Below are 19,766 nucleotides of genomic sequence, written 5' to 3'. Positions count from 1 at the left end.
CCGTAGCGTTGAAGGCGCTGGTCAAGGAGAAGGCGGAGCCGGGGCTGTGGCTCGCGGACGTGCCCGAGCCCGCCGTCGGACCCGGTGACGTGCTGATCAAGGTCCAGCGGACCGGGATCTGCGGCACCGACCTGCACATCCGGTCCTGGGACGGCTGGGCGCGGCAGGCGATCCGCACCCCGCTCGTGGTCGGGCACGAGTTCGTCGGCCAGGTCGTTCAGACCGGCCGGGACGTCACCGACATCCGGATCGGCGACCGGGTCAGCGGCGAGGGCCACCTGGTGTGCGGCAAGTGCCGCAACTGCCTGGCCGGGCGCCGCCATCTGTGCCGGGCCACCGTCGGCCTCGGCGTCGGCCGCGACGGCGCGTTCGCCGAGTACGTCGCCCTGCCCGCCGCCAACGTCTGGGTGCACCGCGTCCCCGTCGACCTCGACGTCGCCGCGATCTTCGACCCGTTCGGCAACGCCGTGCACACCGCGCTGTCCTTCCCGCTGGTCGGTGAGGACGTCCTGATCACCGGCGCCGGGCCGATCGGCCTGATGGCAGCCGCCGTGGCCCGGCACGCGGGCGCCCGCAACGTGGTGATCACCGATGTCAGCGAGGAACGGCTCGACCTCGCCCGCAAGACCGGCGCGAACCTCGCCCTGAACGTCACGGACACCACCATCGCCGACGGCCAGCGGGAACTGGGCCTGCGCGAGGGCTTCGACATCGGCCTGGAGATGTCCGGCCGCCCCGAGGCCCTGCGGGAGATGATCGCCAACATGACGCACGGCGGCCGGATCGCCATGCTCGGGCTGCCCGCGCAGGAGTTCCCGGTCGACTGGGCCCGGATCGTCACCAAGATGATCACCCTCAAGGGCATCTACGGCCGGGAGATGTTCGAGACCTGGTACGCGATGTCCGTCCTGCTCGAAGGCGGCCTCGACCTCGCCCCCGTGATCACCGGCCGGTACGACTACCGCGACCACGAGGCGGCGTTCGCCGACGCGGCAAGCGGCCGCGGCGGCAAGGTCATCCTCGACTGGACCGCGTAACCCCCGGGAACCACGTACCCCCTTCCGCGTCGGCACCTTCAGGAGCTTTCCCATGTTCGACTCCGTCCGCGACGACCTGAGCGCCACCCTCGACGAGATCCGCGCCGCCGGCCTGCACAAGCCCGAGCGGGTGATCGGCACCCCGCAGTCCGCGACCGTCGCCGTCACCGCCGGCGGCCGCCCCGGCGAGGTCCTCAACTTCTGCGCCAACAACTACCTCGGCCTGGCCGACCACCCCGAGGTCGTCGCCGCCGCCCACGCGGCCCTGGACCGCTGGGGCTACGGCATGGCCTCCGTACGCTTCATCTGCGGTACGCAGGAGGTGCACAAGGAACTGGAGGCGCGCCTCGCGGCCTTCCTCGGCCAGGAGGACACGATCCTGTACTCCTCCTGCTTCGACGCCAACGGCGGGGTCTTCGAGACCCTCCTCGGCGAGCAGGACGCGGTGATCTCCGACGCCCTCAACCACGCCTCGATCATCGACGGCATCCGGCTGTCCAAGGCCCGCCGCCTGCGCTACGCCAACCGCGACCTTGCGGATCTGGAGCGGCAGTTGAAGGAGGCGGCCGGCGCTCGCCGCAGGCTGATCGTCACGGACGGCGTGTTCTCCATGGACGGCTACGTCGCCCCCCTCCGCGAGATCTGTGACCTCGCCGACCGCTACGACGCGATGGTCATGGTCGACGACTCCCACGCGGTCGGCTTCGTCGGCCCGACCGGCCGCGGCACGCCCGAACTGCACGGCGTCATGGACCGCGTCGACATCATCACCGGCACCCTCGGCAAGGCGCTCGGCGGCGCCTCCGGCGGCTACGTCGCCGCCCGCGCCGAGATCGTCGCCCTGCTGCGCCAGCGTTCGCGGCCGTACCTGTTCTCCAACACGCTCGCCCCGGTGATCGCGGCGGCCTCGCTGAAGGTGCTGGACCTGCTGGAGTCGGCGGACGACCTGCGGGTGCGGCTCGCCGAGAACACCGCGCTGTTCCGTCGCCGGATGACCGAGGAGGGCTTCGACGTCCTGCCCGGCGACCACGCCATCGCGCCGGTGATGATCGGCGACGCGGCGCGGGCGGGCCGTATGGCGGAGCTGCTGCTGGACCGCGGGGTGTACGTGATCGGCTTCTCCTACCCGGTCGTACCGCAGGGCCAGGCCCGCATCCGCGTCCAGTTGTCCGCCGCGCACTCCACCGAGGACGTCGACCGGGCGGTCGACGCGTTCGTCGCGGCGCGGGCGGAACTGGACGCGTGAGGCTCCCGGGCCTGGTCGGCCCGGACATATTGCGATAATCGGAGTCATGATCGAGGCGCGGCGGCTCCACATCCTCCGTGCGGTGGCCGACCACCGCACGGTGACGGCGGCTGCCGCCGCGCTCTACCTCACGCCCTCCGCCGTCTCCCAGCAGCTGACGGCCCTGGAGCAGGAGACCGGCCACCGGCTGGTCGAGCGCGGCGCGAAGGGCGTACGGCTGACCCCGGCCGGGGAGATCCTGCTCGGCCACACCAACGCGGTCCTCGCCCAGCTGGAGCGGGCGGAGGCGGAACTCGCCGCGTACGGGTCGGGTGAGGCCGGCACCGTCACGGTGGCCGCCTTCGCGACCGGCATCGCCCAGGTGGTGGCACCGGCGGTGGCCCGCCTGGCCGCGTCCGCGCCCGGCATCCGCATCCGCGTCCAGGACGCCGAGGGCGACGCCAGCCTGCCGATGGTCCTTGACCGGCAGGTGGACGTGGCCGTCGCCGTCGAGTACCGCGGCGCCCCGGCCGCCGACGACCCCCGGCTGACCCATGTCCCGCTGTACGCCGAGCCCTTCGACGCGGTCGTCCCGGTCACCCACCGCCTGGCCGATTCCGCCGAGGTCCCCCTCGCGGATCTGGCCAAGGACTCGTGGATCGGCCCCTACCCCGGCAACCCCTGCCATGACGTGGTCGTCCTGGCCTGCGAGAACGCCGGGTTCCAGCCCCGTCTCGAACACTCCTCCGACGACTTCCGCGCGGTCGTCGCGCTGGCCGCGGCCGACGTGGGTGTGGCCCTGGTCCCGCGCTCGGCCCTGCGCGGCATGGACCTCACCGGCGTGGTCGTCCGCCCCGTCGACGGCGTCGCCCCCACCCGCCGCGTCTTCGCGGCCGTACGACGGGGAGCCGAGGGGCATCCCCTGATCCGCCCGGTGCTGGACGCGCTGGGCGAGGCGGCGCGGGCGTAGCGGGCACCCCATTCGCCCGCCGGGGGCACTGTCAGTGGGACGGGCTACGGTGCGGAGCATGCCGGATGCCGAAGACGTACGCCGTATCGCCCTCTCCTTCCCGGACACGGCCGAGAAGACCGCCTGGAGCATGCCCACCTTCCGGGTGGCCGGGAAGATGTTCGCCACCCTGCCCGAGGACGAGACGTCCATCGCCGTGCGCTGCCCCAAGGAGGAGCGCGACGAACTGGTGCTGGCCGAGCCGGAGAAGTTCTGGATCGCCGGTCACGAGGCCCAGTTCGCCTGGGTACGGGCCCGGCTCGCCGCCCTGGAGGACGAGGCCGAACTGCGCGACATCCTCGCCGACTCCTGGCGCCAGGCGGCCCCGCCCCGGCTGCTGGAGGCCTACCCGGAGCTGGGCAGGCCGGATGCCTGACCTGCGACGAAGCCGCCGATCCGGGCCCGCAGGCCCTCGGCGTCCAGGCCGTGCGCGGCGAGATGCTCCTCGACGGTCCCGTACCGGCGCAGCTCACGGCGGCCGACGCCGAGCCCCAGCACCCGGTGCGGCAGGTCGGACAGCGCGTCGTTCGCCGCGGCCGTCGAGGTCCCGGCGAGGTACGGCTCGACGAGGACGACGTCCGTGCCCGCCCGCTGTGTGGCGCGGCGCAGCGCGGGCGCGTCGAAGGGCCGTACGGTCGTCGCGTACAGGACCGTGACGTCCAGGCCCTGGGTGGCGGCCAGCACGGCGTCCAGCGTCGGCCCGACGGCGACCACCACGCCGGAGCGCCCCTCGCGGATGGTGACGAACCGCTGTCCGTCGACGGCGCGGGCCTGCCGGTTGGCCTGCACGGACAGCCGGACGTACACCTTGTCGTCGCCCGCGGCGACCGCCTGCCGGAGCAGGGTCTCCGCCTCGTCCGGGTGCCCGGGGACGTGCACGGTCCAGCCGTCCAGGGTGTCGAGCAGCGCCACGTCGCCGGGCGCCATGTGCGTGTAGCCGCCGGCGGGCCAGTCGAAGGAGGCCGCGGCGCTCACCAGCACCGCCCCGGCGTCCTGGTGCCCCAGGTCCAGCTTGACCTGCTCGAACGGCCGCTCGACGAGGAAGCTGGCGAAGGTGTGCACGACCGGTCGCAGTCCGGTCAGCGCCAGCCCGGCCGCGGCCCCGACCAGAAGCTGCTCACGGATGCCGACGTTGATCACCCGGTCCGGATGCCGGCGCCGCGCCTCGGCGAAGCCGTCCGTGCCGATCTCGGCGAGGACGACCGCCACCCGCGGATCCTCGTCCAGCAGCCGCGAGACGACGGGGGCGAAACGGTCACGCATGGTGTCCATGGCGGTGGGACCCTTCTGCAGTTCGGGGGAGGGGAGGCGGTCAGGCGTACTTGGGCTCGACGCGGGCGACGACCACGTGCGGGCGGCCCGGGTGCGGCGCGGTGAAGGCCGCGTACAGCGCCTCGTGATCACGTCCGTCGACGGTCGTGGCGGACCAGCCGGCCGCCTCGAAGCGCGCGGCGATGCCGCCGGGCCGGGCGTGGCTGGCGGAGGAGTTGTCGACGACGACGGTGTGCAGCCGCTCCAGCCCCGCGGGCCCGGCGAAGGCGATCGCCTCGTGGTTGCTGCCCTCGTCTAGTTCGGCGTCCCCGATGAGCACCCAGACCCGCGGCTCGTGGAGCCCCTGGGCGCGCAGCCCCAGCGCGGTGCCCACGGCGATCGGCAGCCCGTGCCCCAGCGACCCGCTGCCGATCTCGGCACCCGGCACCAGCACCCGGTCCGGGTGGTGGCCGAGCGGCGAGTCGTAGGAGCCGAAGTCCGGCAGCCACTCCACCGGCACGAACCCCTTCGCGGCCAGCACGGCGTAGTACGCCATCGGGCCGTGCCCCTTGCTCAGCAGGAACCGGTCCCGGGCCGGGTCCTCCATCCCCTGCGGGCCGACCCGCAGCACCCGGTCGTAGAGCACCCACAGCACGTCCAGGGTCGAGGTCGCCGCCGGTCCGTGCTTCTCGTCTCCGGTCATCAGGCTCATCAGCCCGGGCAGGTCCGCGTACGTGATCGTCATGCGGACGATCCTGCAACCTCGACCGAACCTGAGGTCAATCCCGAACATCCCGCGAATAAGGAGCGCGCGACCACCGACCCGAGTGCGGTATTGTTTCCGTGCGCGTTCGGCCAGGGAAACCCCAGGTCAACGAGTATCGGGACGTGGCGCAGCTTGGTAGCGCACTTGACTGGGGGTCAAGGGGTCGCAGGTTCAAATCCTGTCGTCCCGACTGTTGAAGTCGCAGCTCGGAGGCCGTTTCCTCAGCGATGAGGGGACGGCCTCCGTCGTGTTTCCGCGACCGGGGTCCGGCGCGGGGGCGTCAACCGCCGCCGTCGAGGTCGGTGCGCCGGCGGAGCACCCGTAGCCAGTGACCGAGGAGTTGCATCTCGTACAGCTTCCCGCGCGCGTTGGTGAAGGGGCGGTGGAGGACCATCATCAGCCTGCCGTCGAAGGTGTGGAACAGCATGCCGTGACCGCTGTCGTCGCGGACCAGCGGCCGGTGCTGTCGCCACGATCCCTCGATGCTGCCGGACGTCGAGACGGCCGAGGTCTGCACATAGCCACCGCCGACGGTGCCGTCCTTTTCAGCCACGTTCTTCTCGTACGTCGACCACAGCATGAGCAGGGACCCGTCGGGCGTGTGGTACAGCTGCGGGCCGTCGGTGACGTAGGGCGGGAGCTGGTGGGGTACGCCGGCGGGGATCTGCTCGCTGATCCAGAACGCGTCCGAGGCCTTGAACAGGAAGACCGGATCACCGATGGTCCGGGTCAGATCCGGAGCCAGCCGGATCGCCTCCATGGTCCCGTCGATGGTCTGCAGCCACTCGTGCGCGTACACCATCCACGGTTGGCCGCAGGGATCGACGTAGAGCGTGCCGTCGAGCGTCATGAGGTGCTGGGGCGGGGTGGGGCGTGAGGGGTCGACGACGGTGAAGGGGCCCAGCAGCGAATCGGACACCGCCGTGATGGTGCCGCGCATGTGGTTCGGTATCCGAAACGGCGTGCCCCACGGGCCGGGCGGTGATACCGCGAGCGGCTCGTCCTCGTTGTGCAGCGTGGTGAACAGGTAGTACTTGCCGCCCCATGCGTGCACCTCCGGCGCCCAGCCGCCGTCGGTGGCCCAGATCCCCTTCTGCTCGGCGGTCAGGAAGACCACGACGGGGCGCAGCCAGTCACGGAGGTCGTGACTGCGGTAGACCATCGTGCCGGTGCCGTCCGTGCCCGACACCGATGGGTCGTTGGCCGTGTAGAGGTAGTAGGTACGGGTTTTGTCGTCCGCCACGATGAACGGGTCGTGCAGCGGCATGTCGGGAAGCCGCATCACTTCGGTCTCAGCCACGGTCGAAGAATAGGCCGCACCCGGCTTTTGGGCGGAAAACGCTTGGACCGCGTGACCACCGCCGCGGGACACTGCGATTCCCGGGGGGTGGCATGGGATCGCCTGAATCGCGCGGGGTTGTGCCGGGCCGGGGCCCGGTGCTCCTCGCCCTTCGCTACTACGGACGAGAGCTGGCCCGGCTGCGGCGGCTCACGGTGCCCGCGATGCTGCTGCCGGCGCTGGGCAACATCGGCATCAACTACACCGCGCCGCTGGTCGTCGCCAAACTCGTCGGCCGCATCGCCGGCGACACCGGTGCCGCCGTCGGCCCGACACTGCCCTACGTCCTCGGTTTCGCCGGCGTCCTGCTGCTCGCCGAGACGCTGTGGCGCCTCGGCATGCACTGCCTGAACCGTCTGGACGCCCTCGGTATCGAGCACCTGTACGTGATCGGCATGGACGAACTGTTCGCGAAGGACGCCGCGTTCTTCCACGACAACTTCGCCGGGTCGCTGACCAAGCGGGTCCTCAGCTTCGCCTCCCGCTTCGAGGAGTGCGTCGACACACTGACCTTCCAGGTCGTGGGCAGCCTCGTGCCACTGCTGTTCGGGTCGGTGGTGCTGTGGAGCTACGAACCGCTGCTCGTCCTCGGGCTGTTGACGATGATCGCCCTGACGGCACTGGTCGTGGCGCCCCTCATCCGGCGCCGCCAGGCACTCGTCGACCAGCGCGAGGAGGCGATCGCCCGGGTGTCGGGGCACGTCGCCGACAGCCTGATGAACATGGACACGGTCCGGGCGTTCGCCGCCGAGGAACACGAGGCGGCCGAACACCGCTCCCGGGTCGCCGCGTCACGCCGGCTCACGCTGCGGTCGTGGGACTACGGCAACCTGCGCATCGACACCCTGGTCGCGCCGATGTCGGTGCTGACCAACGCGCTGGGCCTGCTGCTCGCGGTCGCGCTCGGCGGCGGGGAGCACGGGGTGGAGGCGGTCGTGGTCGCCTTCACGTACTACGGCAACGCGACGCGGATCATGTTCGAGTTCAACCAGATCTACCGCCGGCTGGAGAGCTCGATGACGGAGGCCGCGCAGTTCACCGAACTACTGCTGGTGCCGCCGACCGTGCTCGACCCGGCGTCTGCGGAGCCGCTGCTGCCCGGTTCGGCCGACGTCCGCTTCGAGCAGGTGACCTTCGCCCACGGGGGCGCCGAGCCGTTGTTCGAGGGCCTCGACCTGGCGGTGCCGAGCGGCGCGCGGATCGGTCTCGTCGGCCGGTCCGGCGGAGGCAAGACGACGCTCACCCGGCTGCTGCTGCGGATGACGGACATCGACTCCGGCCGGATCCTGATCGGGGGTCAGGACATCAGCCGGCTGCGCCAGTCCGACCTGCGCGGCCTGATCGCCTACGTGCCGCAGGACCCCGCGATGTTCCACCGCACGCTGCGGGACAACATCGCGTTCGCCCGGCCGGACGCCACCGACGCCGAGATCCGCCGCGCGGCCGAGGCGGCGCACGTCACGGAGTTCGCCGACGCGCTGCCGGACGGCTTCGACACCATGGTGGGCGAGCGCGGGGTCAAGCTGTCCGGCGGGCAGCGCCAGCGGGTCGCCCTCGCCCGGGCGATCCTGCGCGACGCGCCGGTCCTGCTGCTCGACGAGGCGACCAGCGCCCTGGACTCCGAGAGCGAGATCCTCGTCCAGGACGCGCTGTGGCGGCTGATGGAGGGGCGGACGGCGCTCGTGGTGGCGCACCGGCTGAGCACGGTGGCCGGCATGGACCGGCTCGTCGTCCTCGACCGCGGACGGATCGTCGAGCAGGGCACGCACCGGGAACTGCTCGCGTCGGACGGCGCCTACGCGAAGCTGTGGCAGCACCAGTCGGGCGGCTTCCTCGACGACGACCCCGCCCGGGCGGACCTGCGCGTCCTACCAGACTGACCGGCCCGGCAGGGGCCGGACGACGGAAACCCGACAGGCCCGACGGACTTGCGCCATGCTGCTCCCAGCAACGAGATCGGGGGGCACGTGCAAGCATTCCTGGCGGGGGCCGTACTTCTGGTGTGTCTGATCACGCCGCTGGCCGGAGGGGTTCAGCGGCCGCGGTTCAGGGCGAAGCGGTTGACGCCCGAGTTCTCGACGGCGGCGCCGTTCGCCGTGGCGTTCGGCACCTGGGTCATGTGGGTTCTGGCCTTTCCGCTGCTGCACCTCGGCTTCGCCGGTCTCGGGGACAGCCGGCTAGCCCTGGCGCTGCTCGCGTGCTGCCCGCTGGTCGCCTTCCCCATGGTCCGCACGGTGGCGCCCGGACGGCTCAAGGGCAACCGGCTGCTCCTGGCGGCACGCGCGGTGGCCGTCGTCTGTGCCGCGGCGGCGGCGCTGGAGGCGGGGGCTTTCCGGTCCTCCCCCGCGATAACCCAGTGGATGGTGGTGTTCGCGGCGACGGCCGCGGTGCTGGCCCTGCTGCGGATCGCGGACCACGGCTACTTCCCGCTGGTGCTGCTGTGGACGGCGGCGAAGAAGGCACTCGTGGCCGTCGCCACCGGGTACTGGATCCACCGTGCCGGCGGCACCCTCGTCCCCGATCCGCAGGACTCGGCCACCGGGGCCCGGTTCCTGGCCCTGCTGTGGTGGTCGCTGGTGGCGTTGTCCGGGGGATGCGCGCTGGTCGCGGTCGTCCGGCTGGTGCGCTGGCTGCGGTTCGGTCCACCGGCTCGTCCCGCGCCGCCGGGTGTCACCTCCTGGCCGCCGGCGGTGGGCTACGTATGGACGGCCGAGCTCACCCACGACGACGACACCTACAAGGAGCGCCCGGTGGTGGTGCTGGAGCACACCCCGGGCTTCGTCCGCGTGCTCTACGTCACCAGCGCCGACAAGTCCGGCCGGCCGCGCGGCTACCTGAAACTCCGCGCGGGGGAATGGAACGGCGCGCTGACCAAGGACGGCTGGCTCAACCTGGAGATCGCGCACATTCCGTACTGCGACTTCCTGTGGCGGCGCGGGGAGTGCCCGGACCGGGTGTGGGACCTGCTGTGCACGAAGGCCGACGTCCGGGAGCGCTCCGCCAAGGCGGGACCGGCCCCGGGGTTCACCTTCCGGCACCGGCTGTGGTCGGCGATGAACGCGCACGCCGGCCGCGACTCGCGCACGGTCCACGCCGCCTCCGGCAGCCGGCCGGGCCGGTCCTGGACGCGGGCGAAGGTGTGACGCGGGGCCCCGCCTCAGGAGACGTGACCCACATGGGCGAGGGCCTGCTTCAGCAGCACCCCGTGGCCGCCCGGCATCTCGCTCTGCAGCGCCGCTGACGCCGCCTCCTGCGGGCTGAACCACACCAGGTCCAGCGCGTCCTGCCGGGGCCGGCAGTCGCCGGAGACCGGAACGATGTAGGCGAGGGACACCGCGTGCTGACGGGGGTCGTGGTACGGCGTGATGCCCGCGGTGGGGAAGTACTCGGCGACCGTGAACGGCTGCAGGGAGGCGGGGACCCGGGGGAGGGCCACCGGGCCGAGGTCCTTCTCCAGGTGCCGCAGCAGCGCGTCGCGGACCCGCTCGTGGTGCAGGACACGGCCGGAGACCAGCGTCCGGCTGACCGTTCCGTCCGGTCCGATACGGAGCAGCAGTCCGATGCTGGTGACTTCGCCGCTGTCGTCGACGCGCACCGGCACGGCCTCCACGTACAGGATCGGCATGCGGGCGCGCGCCATCTCCAGCTCGTCGGGGGTCAGCCAGCCGGGCGTGGTTTCGGTCATGTCAGACATTGCTTGATCATACTTTCCGGGGATCGGGAATGGCGTGGCCTCAGTCACAGACGGCGGTCACGGACGGCCCGGTACGGGAGGCTCCGGCGAGGGCAGTCGGTACAGGCGGCGGGCGTTGTCGCGCCCCGTCCAGGCGGCGATCCGCAGGGCGTCGGGCAGACCCAGCTCGTCGGCGTCGACCCGCTCCTGGAGCAGCGCGGCCAGCCCCCGGCGGAAGCACAGCGCCCCGAGGTGGTGGAATTCGGCCACACCGTACGCGTCGGAGCTGTACAGAAGTTTGCGGAACGGTGTGATCTCCAGGGCTTCCTCCAGGATCGCCCGCGAGCGGGCCGGGCCCACGTGGTGCAGAGTCAGCCCGACGTCCAGGTACACCCGCTCGAACACGGCGGCCAGATAGGCGGCTTGGCGCTGGTAGGGCCAGCAGTGCAGCAGCAGCACCGGGATCGTGCCGGACGTCAGGTGCAGCCAGTCCGTCAGAAGGGCCGGGTCGGCCCGGTGCAGCCGGATGTCGTCGTCCCCGAACCCGGTGTGCAGCTGCAGCGGCAGACCGAGGTCGACGGCGGTCCACAGCAGGTGGCGTACGAGGACCGGGTCGGCCAGCCGGCCGCCGTGCGCGAGCCAGCGCCGGGCCGCCTCCGTCACCTCGGCGCCGGCGGGCCGCGCCGGGTCCAGGGCGAAGCCGGTGCGGTAGGCGGCCACGGACTTCACCGCCACCACCCCCGGCCGGCTCACGGCGGCCCTGGCCGCCGCCCCGAACGCGCTCGCGTACTCGCCCGCCTCCACGCCCCGCGCGGCCACCGACTCGGCCACGCCCTCCAGCCGGACGATCTCGTACGCCGTACCGCCCGAGGCGTCCGCCAGGTCCGCCGGGGAGGTCACCGGGTGCGGGGCGTAGCCCATGTCCACGCAGAACACCTCCGCCCCGGCCGCCGCGAGGAACCGCCGGTTGACCTCGCGCCAGCCCAGCGCCGCCCGCCGCGCCGTGTAGGCGGCGGGAGCGTGCCGGGGCAGGTCCAGCAGGGGAGCGCAGTGCCGCCGTACGGCCACACCGGCGGGGGTGTCGAAGGGGGAGGTCCCGCTGCCGGGCCGGCCCTCGCCCTCGGTGAGCAGCGAGGCGAACTCCTCGGGGCCGAGATCGGCGGTGACGGCGCCGTGGCAGTGGTGGTCGACCAGCGGCAGGGCGTCGAGGAACTCCTGGACCGGGCCGGACGCCGGGCCGCCCACGGTCAGTACCTCCAGCGGTAGGCCGCCGCGACCCGCTCGTCGTCCAGCCCGTCCACGGCCGCCGCCTCACCGAGGCGCACGGCGGTCACCGCGTCGGCCAGGACCGGGCCCAGCGCCGTGCGCAGGACCTCGTCGCGGCGGAACTCGGCGACGGCCTCCGGCAGCGAGAGAGGCAGCCGGCGCACGCCCCGCGCCGCCGCCTCCCCGGCGTCGAACCGGGCCGGGTCCCCGGTGGTCTCCTCGGGCAGCGCCGCCGCCGAGGCGACGCCGTGGAGTCCGGCGGCGATGACGCAGCCGAGGGCGAGGTACGGGTTGGCGGCCAGGTCGACCGGCTTGACCTCGAGGTTCGCCGACTGCTCCCGGTGGCCCGCGGTACCGGTGACCACGCGCACCGCCGCCTCCCGGGTCTCCCGGCCCCAGGCGGTGAACACCCCCGCCCACTGGGAGGGTTTGAGCCGGAGGTAGCTGGCCGGGCTGGGCGCGGTCACCGCCGTCAGGGCGGGCAGGTGCGCGAGGATCCCGGCCGCGAACGACTCGGCCCCGGCCGTCATGCCGTACCGGCCCGGCCCCCCGGCGTGCAGGTTCGCCCCCTCGCGCCAGGCGGAGAGATGCAGATGGCCGCCGTTGCCGACGCCCTCGGCGAGAACGGCCGGGGCGAAGGAGACGCGCAGGCCGTGCCGCTGGGCCACGGCCCGGACGGTCTGCCGTACCAGCACGCTCCGGTCGGCGGCGGCCACCGGGTCCAGGGCGCCCGCCGACAGCTCGAACTGGCCGGCCGCGTACTCGGGGTGGAACTGCTCCACGTCGATGCCCTGTGCCGCGCAGGCCGCGAGCAGGTCGGCGCCGTAGTCGCTCAGCTCCACCTGCCGGACGGCGCCGTACGCCGGGCCGGACACCGCCGGGACGAACTCCCCGCCGGGCGCCGAGGCCAGCCCCACGGCCCACTCGACCTCCACGGCGGCGCGGAAGGAGAGGCCGTACCGCTCGGTGGCGTCCGTGACGATCCGCCGCAGGAAGGTGCGCCCGCATCCGGGGTGCCGCTCGCCCTCCTGCGTGATCCGGTCGACCGGGGCCCAGGCCCAGCCGGGCTGCCCGGCCAGGACCACCAGCCGGTCGAGGTCCGGGTAGAGGCGCAGGTCGCCGTCCGGGGAGCCGAGGACGTCGGTGGTGACGATGGAATCGTTCGCCAGGAAGGTGTCGAAGACCGGCGACATGCCGACGCCCCAGGCGGCCGCCGAGGGCAGCCGCGCCGCCGGGACCGTCTTCACCCGGCCGATGCCCGCGGTGTCGACGTAGGCCAGCACGACGCCGTGCACGCCCCGCCCGGTCAGCTCGGCGGCGAGCGCGGTGGCCCGCTGGACGTCGCCGGGGCGCCCGCCGGGCACGGGATCGGCAAGGGTGGTCATCCGTCCTCCTCCGGTTCCGGTCAGGGTTTCACGGCCACCCCGCCGAACTGCGGTACCACGGCCGGGGAGCCGGGCCCGGCACGCCACCGGGAGCAGGGCACCAGGCCCGGTTCGAGCAATTGGAGCCCGTCGAAGAGGGCGGCGGTCCGGGCGCGGTCGCGGGCGGTGACCGGCGGGGTGGCGTGCTCGTTCCAGAACCGCATCGCCGCCTCGTTGCCCGCGCCGCCCAGCTCCGGGTCGCAGGTGGGGTGCGTCAGCACCAGGAAGCTGCCCGAGGGGACCGCCGCCATGATCCGGCGCACGGCGTCCCGCGCCGCGCCGTCGTCCAGGACGAAGTTGAGGATGCCCAGCATCATCACCGCGACCGGCCGGGTGAGGTCGAGGGTCTCGGCGGCGCGCCGGACGATGCCGTCCGGGTCGTGCACGTCGGCGTCGACGTAGTCGGTGACGCCCTCCGCGCTGCTGGTCAGCAGGGTGCGGGCGTACATCAGTACGATCGGGTCGTTGTCCACGTACACGATCCGTGACTCCGGCGCGATGCCCTGGGCGATCTCGTGGGTGTTCTCCGCCGTCGGCAGCCCGGTGCCGATGTCCAGGAACTGCCGCACCTCGTGCTCTTCGGCCAGCAGCCGCACCGCCCGCCCGAGGAACTCGCGGTCCGCGCGCGCCACGTCCCGGATCACCGGCAGCATCCCGGCGACCTGCTCGCCGACCCGCTGGTCGACCGCGTAGTTGTCGCGACCGCCGATCCAGTAGTTCCAGACCCGCGCGGCGTGCGCCACGGACCCGGTGGGCCCCGCCGATCCGCCCTCGTTCACGTCGCCGCCCCCCGCCCGTGCGATCTCCGCGGCCATTGTGCCGTCCGGTGATCGCGCTGTCCCGGGAATCCGCCGACCGGCCGGGGTCCGGGCCCGGACGGGCCATGAGGAACACTGGTTCCCCTACGCCCGCCGCCGACCGGAAGCAGCACATGTCCGCCTCCCCCTCGTCCCTCTCGACCGCCTCCGGCCTCCCGGCCGGCTCCGCCGACATCCGCCTCGTCGTCACCGACATGGACGGCACGCTCCTCGACGACGACAAGCGGATCCCGGAGGGACTGTGGCCGATGCTGGCCGAACTGCGCCGGCGCGGGGTGCTGTTCAGCCCGGCGAGCGGCCGGCAGTACGCCACGCTGGCCCGGCAGTTCGCCGAGGTGGCCGAGGGCATGGTGTTCATCGCGGAGAACGGCACGTACGTGGTCCGCGACGGGGTGGAACTCAGCTCCGACCCGCTGCGGAAGCCGGTCGTGGCCCGCCTCGCGCGAACCGTGCGGCGGCTGGTGGCCGGCGGCACGGACGTCGGCGCGGTGGTCTGCGGCAAGCGGTCCGCCTACGTCGAGCGGACCGACGAGGCCTTCCTCGCCGAGGTGCGCCGGTACTACGTGGAGCACCGGATCGTCGAGGACGTCACCGCCGTCGAGGACGAGGTGATCAAGGTGGCGCTGTTCGACTTCGGCCCGGCCGAGCGGACCACCGCCCCCGCGCTGGCCGAGTTCACCGCCACCCACCAGGTGGTCGTCTCCGGCGAGCACTGGGTCGACGTCATGAACCCCACCGCCAACAAGGGTGCCGCCCTGCGCCTCCTCCAGCGCGAGCTGGGCATCACGCCCGCGCAGACCATGGTGTTCGGCGACTACCTCAACGACCTGGAGATGCTGGACGCCGCCGAGTGGTCCTTCGCCATGGCGGGCGCCCACCCCGAGGTCATCCGCCGGGCCCGCCACCTGGCCCCCTCCAACAACGACAACGGCGTGCTGCGCACCGTCGCCCGGGTGCTGGGGATACCCGAGGCCTGAGCCCCGCTCAGTTCTCCGGCCCCTCTCAGCCGGTGGGCTTGCGCCCGACCGCGCCGTACAGGGACACCGGGCCCGCCCCGTCCTGGTCCGCCGCTTCGGCACGCCAGTCCGCCACGGAGACGATCCCCGGCTCCAGAAGGTCGAGTCCGGCGAGGAACCGGCCGACTTCGGTCCGCGAGCGCGGCACCAGGGTCACCCCGCCCGCCGCGTACGCCGCGACGCCCCGCCGGACGTTCTCGGGCTCGAAGTCGGCGGTCATCGCCGACAGGACCAGGCAGCTGCCCGGAGCCAGAGCGCCGAGCAGGGTGGCCACCAGGTCGGGGGCGCCGTCCTCGTCCGCGATGAAGTGCAGCAGGGCGATGAGGGACAGGGCGACCGGCCGGCCGAAGTCCAGTACGCGGGCGGCCTGTTCGAGGATGGCGGCGGGTTCGCGGGCGTCGGCCTGGACGTACTCCGTCACGCCCTCGGGGGTGCCGCGCAGCAGGGCGCCCGCGTGGGCCAGCACGATCGGGTCGTTGTCGACGTAGACCACCCGCGCGTCCGGGGCCACGGACTGGGCGACCTGGTGGAGGTTGGGCTCGGTGGGGATGCCGGTGCCGATGTCGAGGAACTGGCGGATTCCCGCCTCCCCGGCCAGCAGCCGGGTGGCCCGCCGCATGAACGCGCGGTTGGCGCGCGCGGCCCGCGGCGCACCGGCCTCGATCGCCATGATCTGCCGCCCGAGCCGCTCGTCGACCGGGTAGTTGTCCTTGCCGCCGAGGAACCAGTCGTACACCCGGGCCGGATGCGGCCGGGTCGTGTCGATCTCGGTCAGGGCCGGCTCGGTCCCGGTCACGCGGTGCTCCCTCTGCTCGTGCGGCCCCGCCCGCCCAGGCGGGGCCCGCGAGCAGTCTGGCATGATCACACGGCGCGTCGAAGGCTGTCTTCGGTCACCTGTTTGTCCAGGGCGGCGCGCACCAACGCGGCGGCGAGCACGGCCGGTTCGGTGTCACCGGCGAGGTCCAGCAGCCGCTCGGGGTCCGTCGGCAGGCCCAGCCGCTCCGCGCCGGCGAGCGCCTTGCCGTCCAGGTACGGCGCCACCTCCGGCCACACCCGCTGCGCCTCGCGCAGGAAGATGTCGGCGCCCGCCGGGCCCAGTCCCGGTATCTCCCGCAGCAGCCGCTTCAGTTCGCCGAGGTCGCCGTCGGCCGCGGCGCGCATCCGGCGCGGGTCGCCGGCCCACCGCTCGGTCAACAGCTCGGCGCCGTCGCCGAGTTGGGTGGCGGTGCGCTCGTCGTAGCGCCGGTAGCCGCCGCGGCCCAGCGCGTCGACCCGCTCCTGCCAGTCGGACCCGGCCATGCGGCGCGCGGTGTCGAGGCCCGACTCGTGCAGGGCCCGGGCGGCGGCCACCGCGACCGAGGCGCGGATCCGGGCGCTGAGCAGCACCGCCAGGACGAGGAGCCGGTACAGCGGCTGCGGGGTGTCCCTCAGCCGGATGCCCGCCTCCTGCGCGTACGTCCGCCCGTACCCGGACACCAGCTCGGCGAGGATCCGGCCGGACCGCTCGGCGCCGGTCACGGCTACGGCTTGAGCGGGTCGTGGCCGATGGTCATCAGCTGGTGCCGGCGGCGGGTGTCCTCGGGCGTGATCTCCGGCAGCGGCTCGTTCTCCACGTCCACCAGGCCGGTGACCCGGTCCACGACCCTGTACATCACCCGGATGTCGTCGTCGGTGAGGTCCGTGCGCCGCTTCTGCAGGATCGCCAGCACATGCTGCCCGGTGGGAGTGCCCGCCTCGTCCGGCAGCGGCTCCGCGTTCTCGTCGGCGTCGCGCACCCGCAGCCAGGCGGCCAGTTCCTGCGAGGTCATGTTCACCACGCGGTGGAAGTCCTCCCACAGCGCGTCGAGTTCGAGGGCGTCGGCCATGCCGTGTCCCCTTCCGTACGTACGTGTGCTTCGGGCCGCGCGGGTCACTTGTCCTCGGGCGGCCAGTTCTCGGCCTCGAACATCCAGCGCTGCTTCTCCAGGTCGGCGGTGATGCCGATCAGCAGGTCCTGGGTGACGGGGTCGGCCTTCTCGGTCGCGTCGATCCGTTCGCGCAGCCGCCCGATCGCCGCCTGCAGCGACTCCACCAGCAGCTGTACGACCTCCGTGTCGCGCAGCCAGCCGTCCTTGGTGCCGGGCAGCGCGAAGGTCGCGGAGATGGTCTCCGGGCGCCCGTCCGGCGCCACGCCCAGCGCCGCGGCGCGCTCCGCGACCGTGTCGGCGTAGTCGCGCGCCGCCGTCACCACCTCGTCGAGCTGCAGATGGATCGACCGGAACCGGGGTCCCACGATGTTCCAGTGCGCCTGCTTCCCGATCAGCGACAGCCCCAGCAGGTCCACGAGGGTCTCCTGGAGGGCGTTGCCGGTCACCCGGAGCGATTCCTCGGGCAGCGTGCTCTTCACCACGGTCATAGGGCGCTTCTCTCCTTCTCGAGCTCTCTGTCGTGCCTGGACTCACGGAGCAGTGCGTCGCGCTCCTGTTCGCAGGTGCCACCCCAGACGCCGGAGGTCTGGCCGTTCGCCAGTGCGTAGGCCAGACACTGGGTGATCACCGGGCAACGGGCACAGACGCGCTTGGCGGCGGCGACATCCCGCAGCGCCGGTCCGGTCGTGCCCACCGGGAAGAACAGCTCGGGGTCCTCGCCCACGCAGGCGGCAGTGCGCAACCACTCCATGGGGGCGCGGGTGCCCCGCGCGTACACCGGCAAACGCGGCGCCGAGCAGGGCGTATCCGGGTTCCGCCCTAGGCCGTGTCCGGTGCCGTGAACACGCCGTCCAGGAAGGCGGTCAGGTCCGCGAAGACCTCGGCGCGGTTGGTCTCGTGGAACACCTCGTGCCGGGCCCCGGCGTAGATCCGCCCGGTCGCCCGGCCCCCGGTCAGCCGCTCGACGCCGGGGCGGCTGCCGGGCAGCGGGACCAGCCGGTCGTCGTCGCCGTGCAGCCACAGCACCGGGAGCGGGCCCACGTCGCCGCCCTCGTCGACGGTTTCCAGGGTCCGTACGAACGCCTGCAGCGTCGGCCGCTTCATCGGACCGTGCCAGACCAGCGGATCGGCGGTGTACGCGGCGCCCACCGCCGGGTCGCGGGAGAGCGCGGCGGGGCTGACGGGGGTGTCCGGGATCTCGGGGAGGGCGAGCATCCGTCCCGGCAGCTCCCAGGCGCCGATCACCGGGCCGGACAGCACGAGCGCGGCGAGCTCGGCACCGTACCGCTGGGCGTGACGGGCCGCGATCAGGCCGCCCATCGAGTGGCCGACGAGGACCAGCGGCAGGCCGGGGTGCGCGGCGCGGGCCGACCGGGCCACCGCGTGCACGTCGGTGACCACGTCCTCGAAGTCCTCGACCACCACCCGCTCGCCGGCCGACCTGCCGTGGCCCATGTGGTCGGGCCCGAACACGGCCGCGCCGTGCGCGCCGAGCACGGCGGCCAGCTCCCCGTACCGGCCGATGTGCTCCCCGTACCCGTGCACCACGAGGGCGAGGTAGCGCGGCCGGGGGTGCGGCCACTCGCGTGCGGTGATCGTGCCCCGCGTCCCGGTCAGGACGTGCTCGCGGGCGTCGGCCATGGCTCCTCCGGCTGCGTCGGTGACGGTACCCGGGGATCTTCCCAGCGGGCCGGTGGGCGGTCTATAGTCCAAAACTAGCGGTGCTAATTAACAAGTGCGGAAACAGTCGGTCAGGAGTCCTCCCCGTGCGTCCCGTCCATTTCGCGGCCGCCCGCCGCACCCCCATCGGCAAACTGCGCGGAGCCCTGTCCTCCGTGCGCCCCGACGACCTCGCGGCCACCGTGATCCGCACCCTCGTCGCGGAGATCCCCGCCCTCGACCCCGCCCGGATCGACGACGTCTACTGGGGCGCCGCCAACCAGGCGGGCGAGGACAACCGCAATGTCGCCCGCATGGCCGCCCTGCTCGCGGGCCTCCCCGAGACCGTGCCCGGCGCCACCGTCAACCGGCTGTGCGCCTCCGGCCTGGAGGCCGTCACCCTCGCCGCCCGCACCGTCGCCGCCGGCGAGGCCGACATCGTGGTCGCGGGCGGCTCGGAGTCGATGAGCCGCGCCCCCTTCGTGCTGCCCCGCCCCGACGAGGCGCTGCCGCACCGCGTCGAGACCGTCGACACCCGCCTCGGCTGGCGCCTGGTCAACCCGGCGATGAAGGACCTGCACGGGCTGCTGTCCATGGGCGAGACCGCCGAGGAGGTCGCCGCACGGTACGGCATCCCGCGCGAACGCCAGGACGAGTTCGCGCTGCGCAGCCACCAACGGGCCGCCGCCGCCCGCAAGGACGGCCACTTCGACGACGAACTCCTGCCCGTCGAGCGCCCCGACGGCGTGGTCGTGGACGCCGACGAGTGCGTCCGCGAGGACACCTCCTACGAGAAGCTGTCCCGGCTGAAGCCCGTCTTCCGCGAGGGCGGCACGGTCACCGCCGGCAACGCCTCGCCGATGAACGACGGCGCGGCCGGACTGCTGCTGGTCAGCGAGGAGGCCCTGAACGAGCTGGGCCTGGAGTCCCTGGGCCGCTACGTGGCCGGCGCCTCGGCGGGCGTGCACCCCGACGTGATGGGCATCGGCCCCGTCCCCGCCACCCTGAAGGCGCTCGCCCGGGCGGGCTGGGAGGTCGCCGACCTCGCGGAGGCCGAGTTCAACGAGGCCTTCGCCGCCCAGGCCCTGGCCTGCGTGGACCGGCTCGGCATCGACCCCGAGCTGGTGAACCCCACCGGCGGAGCGATCGCCCTCGGCCACCCCCTGGGCTGCTCCGGCGCCCGCATCCTCACCACGCTGCTGCACCGCATGCGGCGTACGGGGGCGGCCCGAGGGCTGGCGACGATGTGCGTGGGCGTGGGGCAGGGCAGCGCGGTACTCGTCGAGCGGCACTAGGCCGTGTCCGCAAAGTCCCGCCTGCCCCTCCGGGCGGACGACGGGACTTTGCGGACACGACCTAGGGGCACCACCCCGGCG

General features: G+C 73.2%; 21 protein-coding genes and 1 tRNA gene. 9 read left to right on the top strand and 13 right to left on the bottom strand.

Features of this window, described 5'->3' with window-relative positions:
* Window positions 1-8: 8 nt before the first annotated feature.
* Genes tdh through ACZ7L0_RS01100 form a run of 4 tightly spaced genes read left to right on the top strand, consistent with a single transcriptional unit; the run spans window position 9 to window position 3,647 of the window.
* Window positions 9-1,037, top strand: a complete 1,029-nt coding sequence (gene tdh / locus ACZ7L0_RS01115; protein ID WP_471240270.1) for an L-threonine 3-dehydrogenase — start codon at window positions 9-11, stop codon at window positions 1,035-1,037.
* Window positions 1,038-1,089: 52 nt separating this feature from the next.
* Window positions 1,090-2,283, top strand: a complete 1,194-nt coding sequence (locus ACZ7L0_RS01110) for a glycine C-acetyltransferase (RefSeq protein ID WP_471240269.1) — start codon at window positions 1,090-1,092, stop codon at window positions 2,281-2,283.
* 46 nt (window positions 2,284-2,329) lie between these two features.
* Window positions 2,330-3,232 (top strand): LysR family transcriptional regulator, encoded by a 903-nt coding sequence (locus ACZ7L0_RS01105; RefSeq protein WP_471240268.1) that lies wholly within the window; start codon window positions 2,330-2,332, stop codon window positions 3,230-3,232.
* A 58-nt stretch (window positions 3,233-3,290) separates the two neighbouring features.
* Window positions 3,291-3,647, top strand: a complete 357-nt coding sequence (locus ACZ7L0_RS01100; RefSeq protein WP_471240267.1) for an MmcQ/YjbR family DNA-binding protein — start codon at window positions 3,291-3,293, stop codon at window positions 3,645-3,647.
* Here the strand turns inward: ACZ7L0_RS01100 and ACZ7L0_RS01095 are convergent.
* Together ACZ7L0_RS01095 and ACZ7L0_RS01090 are read right to left on the bottom strand one after the other, a co-directional pair.
* Window positions 3,617-4,543, bottom strand: coding sequence for a transketolase family protein (locus ACZ7L0_RS01095; protein WP_471240266.1), 927 nt, complete (start codon window positions 4,541-4,543; stop codon window positions 3,617-3,619). The genes ACZ7L0_RS01100 and ACZ7L0_RS01095 overlap by 31 nt on opposite strands.
* Window positions 4,544-4,583: 40 nt before the next feature.
* A complete protein-coding gene (locus tag ACZ7L0_RS01090; RefSeq protein WP_471240265.1) occupies window positions 4,584-5,267 on the bottom strand; it encodes a transketolase in 684 nt (227 codons plus the stop codon).
* Between the two features lie 137 nt (window positions 5,268-5,404).
* Between ACZ7L0_RS01090 and ACZ7L0_RS01085 the strand changes: the two genes are divergently transcribed.
* Window positions 5,405-5,478 (top strand) — tRNA-Pro (locus ACZ7L0_RS01085).
* A gap of 90 nt (window positions 5,479-5,568) precedes the next feature.
* On the opposite strand, the gene ACZ7L0_RS01080 is transcribed toward ACZ7L0_RS01085, so the two are convergent.
* The gene (locus ACZ7L0_RS01080; RefSeq protein ID WP_471240956.1) at window positions 5,569-6,570 is read right to left on the bottom strand and encodes a glycoside hydrolase family 43 protein; all 1,002 of its coding nucleotides are present in this window, start codon (window positions 6,568-6,570) and stop codon (window positions 5,569-5,571) included.
* Window positions 6,571-6,680: 110 nt separating this feature from the next.
* On the opposite strand from ACZ7L0_RS01080, the gene ACZ7L0_RS01075 reads away from it, so the two are divergent.
* Together ACZ7L0_RS01075 and ACZ7L0_RS01070 are read left to right on the top strand one after the other, a co-directional pair.
* Window positions 6,681-8,507: an ABC transporter ATP-binding protein gene (locus ACZ7L0_RS01075; protein ID WP_471240264.1), complete on the top strand. Its 1,827-nt coding sequence runs from the start codon at window positions 6,681-6,683 to the stop codon at window positions 8,505-8,507.
* Window positions 8,508-8,687: 180 nt separating this feature from the next.
* The gene (locus tag ACZ7L0_RS01070; protein ID WP_471240263.1) at window positions 8,688-9,770 is read left to right on the top strand and encodes a hypothetical protein; all 1,083 of its coding nucleotides are present in this window, start codon (window positions 8,688-8,690) and stop codon (window positions 9,768-9,770) included.
* A gap of 14 nt (window positions 9,771-9,784) precedes the next feature.
* Here the strand turns inward: ACZ7L0_RS01070 and ACZ7L0_RS01065 are convergent, their stop codons facing one another.
* The 4 genes from ACZ7L0_RS01065 to ACZ7L0_RS01050 form a co-directional block, all read right to left on the bottom strand.
* Window positions 9,785-10,312: an NUDIX hydrolase family protein gene (locus tag ACZ7L0_RS01065; protein ID WP_471240955.1), complete on the bottom strand. Its 528-nt coding sequence runs from the start codon at window positions 10,310-10,312 to the stop codon at window positions 9,785-9,787.
* 66 nt (window positions 10,313-10,378) lie between these two features.
* Window positions 10,379-11,545 (bottom strand): amidohydrolase family protein, encoded by a 1,167-nt coding sequence (locus tag ACZ7L0_RS01060; RefSeq protein WP_471240262.1) that lies wholly within the window; start codon window positions 11,543-11,545, stop codon window positions 10,379-10,381.
* Window positions 11,546-11,547: 2 nt separating this feature from the next.
* Window positions 11,548-12,951: a type I glutamate--ammonia ligase gene (locus ACZ7L0_RS01055; RefSeq protein WP_471240261.1), complete on the bottom strand. Its 1,404-nt coding sequence runs from the start codon at window positions 12,949-12,951 to the stop codon at window positions 11,548-11,550.
* Window positions 12,952-12,971: 20 nt separating this feature from the next.
* A complete protein-coding gene (locus ACZ7L0_RS01050) occupies window positions 12,972-13,805 on the bottom strand; it encodes an SAM-dependent methyltransferase (RefSeq protein ID WP_471240260.1) in 834 nt (277 codons plus the stop codon).
* Between the two features lie 116 nt (window positions 13,806-13,921).
* Between ACZ7L0_RS01050 and ACZ7L0_RS01045 the strand changes: the two genes are divergently transcribed.
* Entirely contained in the window at window positions 13,922-14,785 is an 864-nt protein-coding gene (locus ACZ7L0_RS01045; protein ID WP_471240259.1) for a Cof-type HAD-IIB family hydrolase, read from the top strand.
* 25 nt (window positions 14,786-14,810) lie between these two features.
* On the opposite strand, the gene ACZ7L0_RS01040 is transcribed toward ACZ7L0_RS01045, so the two are convergent.
* The 6 genes from ACZ7L0_RS01040 to ACZ7L0_RS01015 all read right to left on the bottom strand — a co-directional run bounded on the left by ACZ7L0_RS01040 (window position 14,811) and on the right by ACZ7L0_RS01015 (window position 18,372).
* Window positions 14,811-15,620, bottom strand: coding sequence for an SAM-dependent methyltransferase (locus tag ACZ7L0_RS01040; protein WP_471240258.1), 810 nt, complete (start codon window positions 15,618-15,620; stop codon window positions 14,811-14,813).
* 65 nt (window positions 15,621-15,685) lie between these two features.
* Window positions 15,686-16,342 carry an endonuclease gene (locus ACZ7L0_RS01035; RefSeq protein ID WP_471240257.1) on the bottom strand — a complete coding sequence of 219 codons (657 nt, stop codon included), beginning with the start codon at window positions 16,340-16,342 and terminating at the stop codon, window positions 15,686-15,688.
* 2 nt (window positions 16,343-16,344) lie between these two features.
* Window positions 16,345-16,689 carry a DUF3140 domain-containing protein gene (locus tag ACZ7L0_RS01030; protein WP_471240256.1) on the bottom strand — a complete coding sequence of 115 codons (345 nt, stop codon included), beginning with the start codon at window positions 16,687-16,689 and terminating at the stop codon, window positions 16,345-16,347.
* A 44-nt stretch (window positions 16,690-16,733) separates the two neighbouring features.
* Window positions 16,734-17,219 (bottom strand): Dps family protein, encoded by a 486-nt coding sequence (locus tag ACZ7L0_RS01025; protein WP_471240255.1) that lies wholly within the window; start codon window positions 17,217-17,219, stop codon window positions 16,734-16,736.
* Complete coding sequence (locus ACZ7L0_RS01020) at window positions 17,216-17,482, bottom strand: WhiB family transcriptional regulator (protein WP_471240254.1); 267 nt, start codon at window positions 17,480-17,482, stop codon at window positions 17,216-17,218. The genes ACZ7L0_RS01025 and ACZ7L0_RS01020 overlap by 4 nt, the downstream gene beginning before the upstream one ends.
* A 68-nt stretch (window positions 17,483-17,550) precedes the next feature.
* Window positions 17,551-18,372, bottom strand: a complete 822-nt coding sequence (locus tag ACZ7L0_RS01015; RefSeq protein ID WP_471240253.1) for an alpha/beta fold hydrolase — start codon at window positions 18,370-18,372, stop codon at window positions 17,551-17,553.
* Between the two features lie 125 nt (window positions 18,373-18,497).
* Between ACZ7L0_RS01015 and ACZ7L0_RS01010 the strand changes: the two genes are divergently transcribed.
* A complete protein-coding gene (locus tag ACZ7L0_RS01010; protein WP_471240252.1) occupies window positions 18,498-19,685 on the top strand; it encodes a thiolase family protein in 1,188 nt (395 codons plus the stop codon).
* The last annotated feature ends 81 nt before the right edge of the window (window positions 19,686-19,766 follow it).

It is taken from the genome of Streptomyces sp. NPDC039424 (assembly GCF_055639495.1).
The sequence above is the reverse complement of the archived record's forward strand: the minus strand, read 5'-3'. Positions and strand labels throughout refer to the sequence as shown.

Bases quoted from the DNA above. Each gene is read 5' to 3' on its own strand.
- ACZ7L0_RS01110 (WP_471240269.1), top strand. From the start codon at position 1,090: ATGTTCGACTCCGTCCGCGACGACCTGAGCGCCACCCTCGACGAGATC.
- ACZ7L0_RS01105 (WP_471240268.1), top strand. From the start codon at position 2,330: ATGATCGAGGCGCGGCGGCTCCACATCCTCCGTGCGGTGGCCGACCAC.
- ACZ7L0_RS01100 (WP_471240267.1), top strand. From the start codon at position 3,291: ATGCCGGATGCCGAAGACGTACGCCGTATCGCCCTCTCCTTCCCGGAC.
- ACZ7L0_RS01095 (WP_471240266.1), bottom strand. From the start codon at position 4,543: ATGGACACCATGCGTGACCGTTTCGCCCCCGTCGTCTCGCGGCTGCTG.
- ACZ7L0_RS01090 (WP_471240265.1), bottom strand. From the start codon at position 5,267: ATGACGATCACGTACGCGGACCTGCCCGGGCTGATGAGCCTGATGACC.
- ACZ7L0_RS01080 (WP_471240956.1), bottom strand. From the start codon at position 6,570: ATGCGGCTTCCCGACATGCCGCTGCACGACCCGTTCATCGTGGCGGAC.
- ACZ7L0_RS01075 (WP_471240264.1), top strand. From the start codon at position 6,681: ATGGGATCGCCTGAATCGCGCGGGGTTGTGCCGGGCCGGGGCCCGGTG.
- ACZ7L0_RS01065 (WP_471240955.1), bottom strand. From the start codon at position 10,312: ATGACCGAAACCACGCCCGGCTGGCTGACCCCCGACGAGCTGGAGATG.
- ACZ7L0_RS01055 (WP_471240261.1), bottom strand. From the start codon at position 12,951: ATGACCACCCTTGCCGATCCCGTGCCCGGCGGGCGCCCCGGCGACGTC.
- ACZ7L0_RS01050 (WP_471240260.1), bottom strand. From the start codon at position 13,805: ATGGCCGCGGAGATCGCACGGGCGGGGGGCGGCGACGTGAACGAGGGC.
- ACZ7L0_RS01045 (WP_471240259.1), top strand. From the start codon at position 13,922: ATGTCCGCCTCCCCCTCGTCCCTCTCGACCGCCTCCGGCCTCCCGGCC.
- ACZ7L0_RS01030 (WP_471240256.1), bottom strand. From the start codon at position 16,689: ATGGCCGACGCCCTCGAACTCGACGCGCTGTGGGAGGACTTCCACCGC.
- ACZ7L0_RS01025 (WP_471240255.1), bottom strand. From the start codon at position 17,219: ATGACCGTGGTGAAGAGCACGCTGCCCGAGGAATCGCTCCGGGTGACC.
- ACZ7L0_RS01020 (WP_471240254.1), bottom strand. From the start codon at position 17,482: ATGGAGTGGTTGCGCACTGCCGCCTGCGTGGGCGAGGACCCCGAGCTG.
- ACZ7L0_RS01015 (WP_471240253.1), bottom strand. From the start codon at position 18,372: ATGGCCGACGCCCGCGAGCACGTCCTGACCGGGACGCGGGGCACGATC.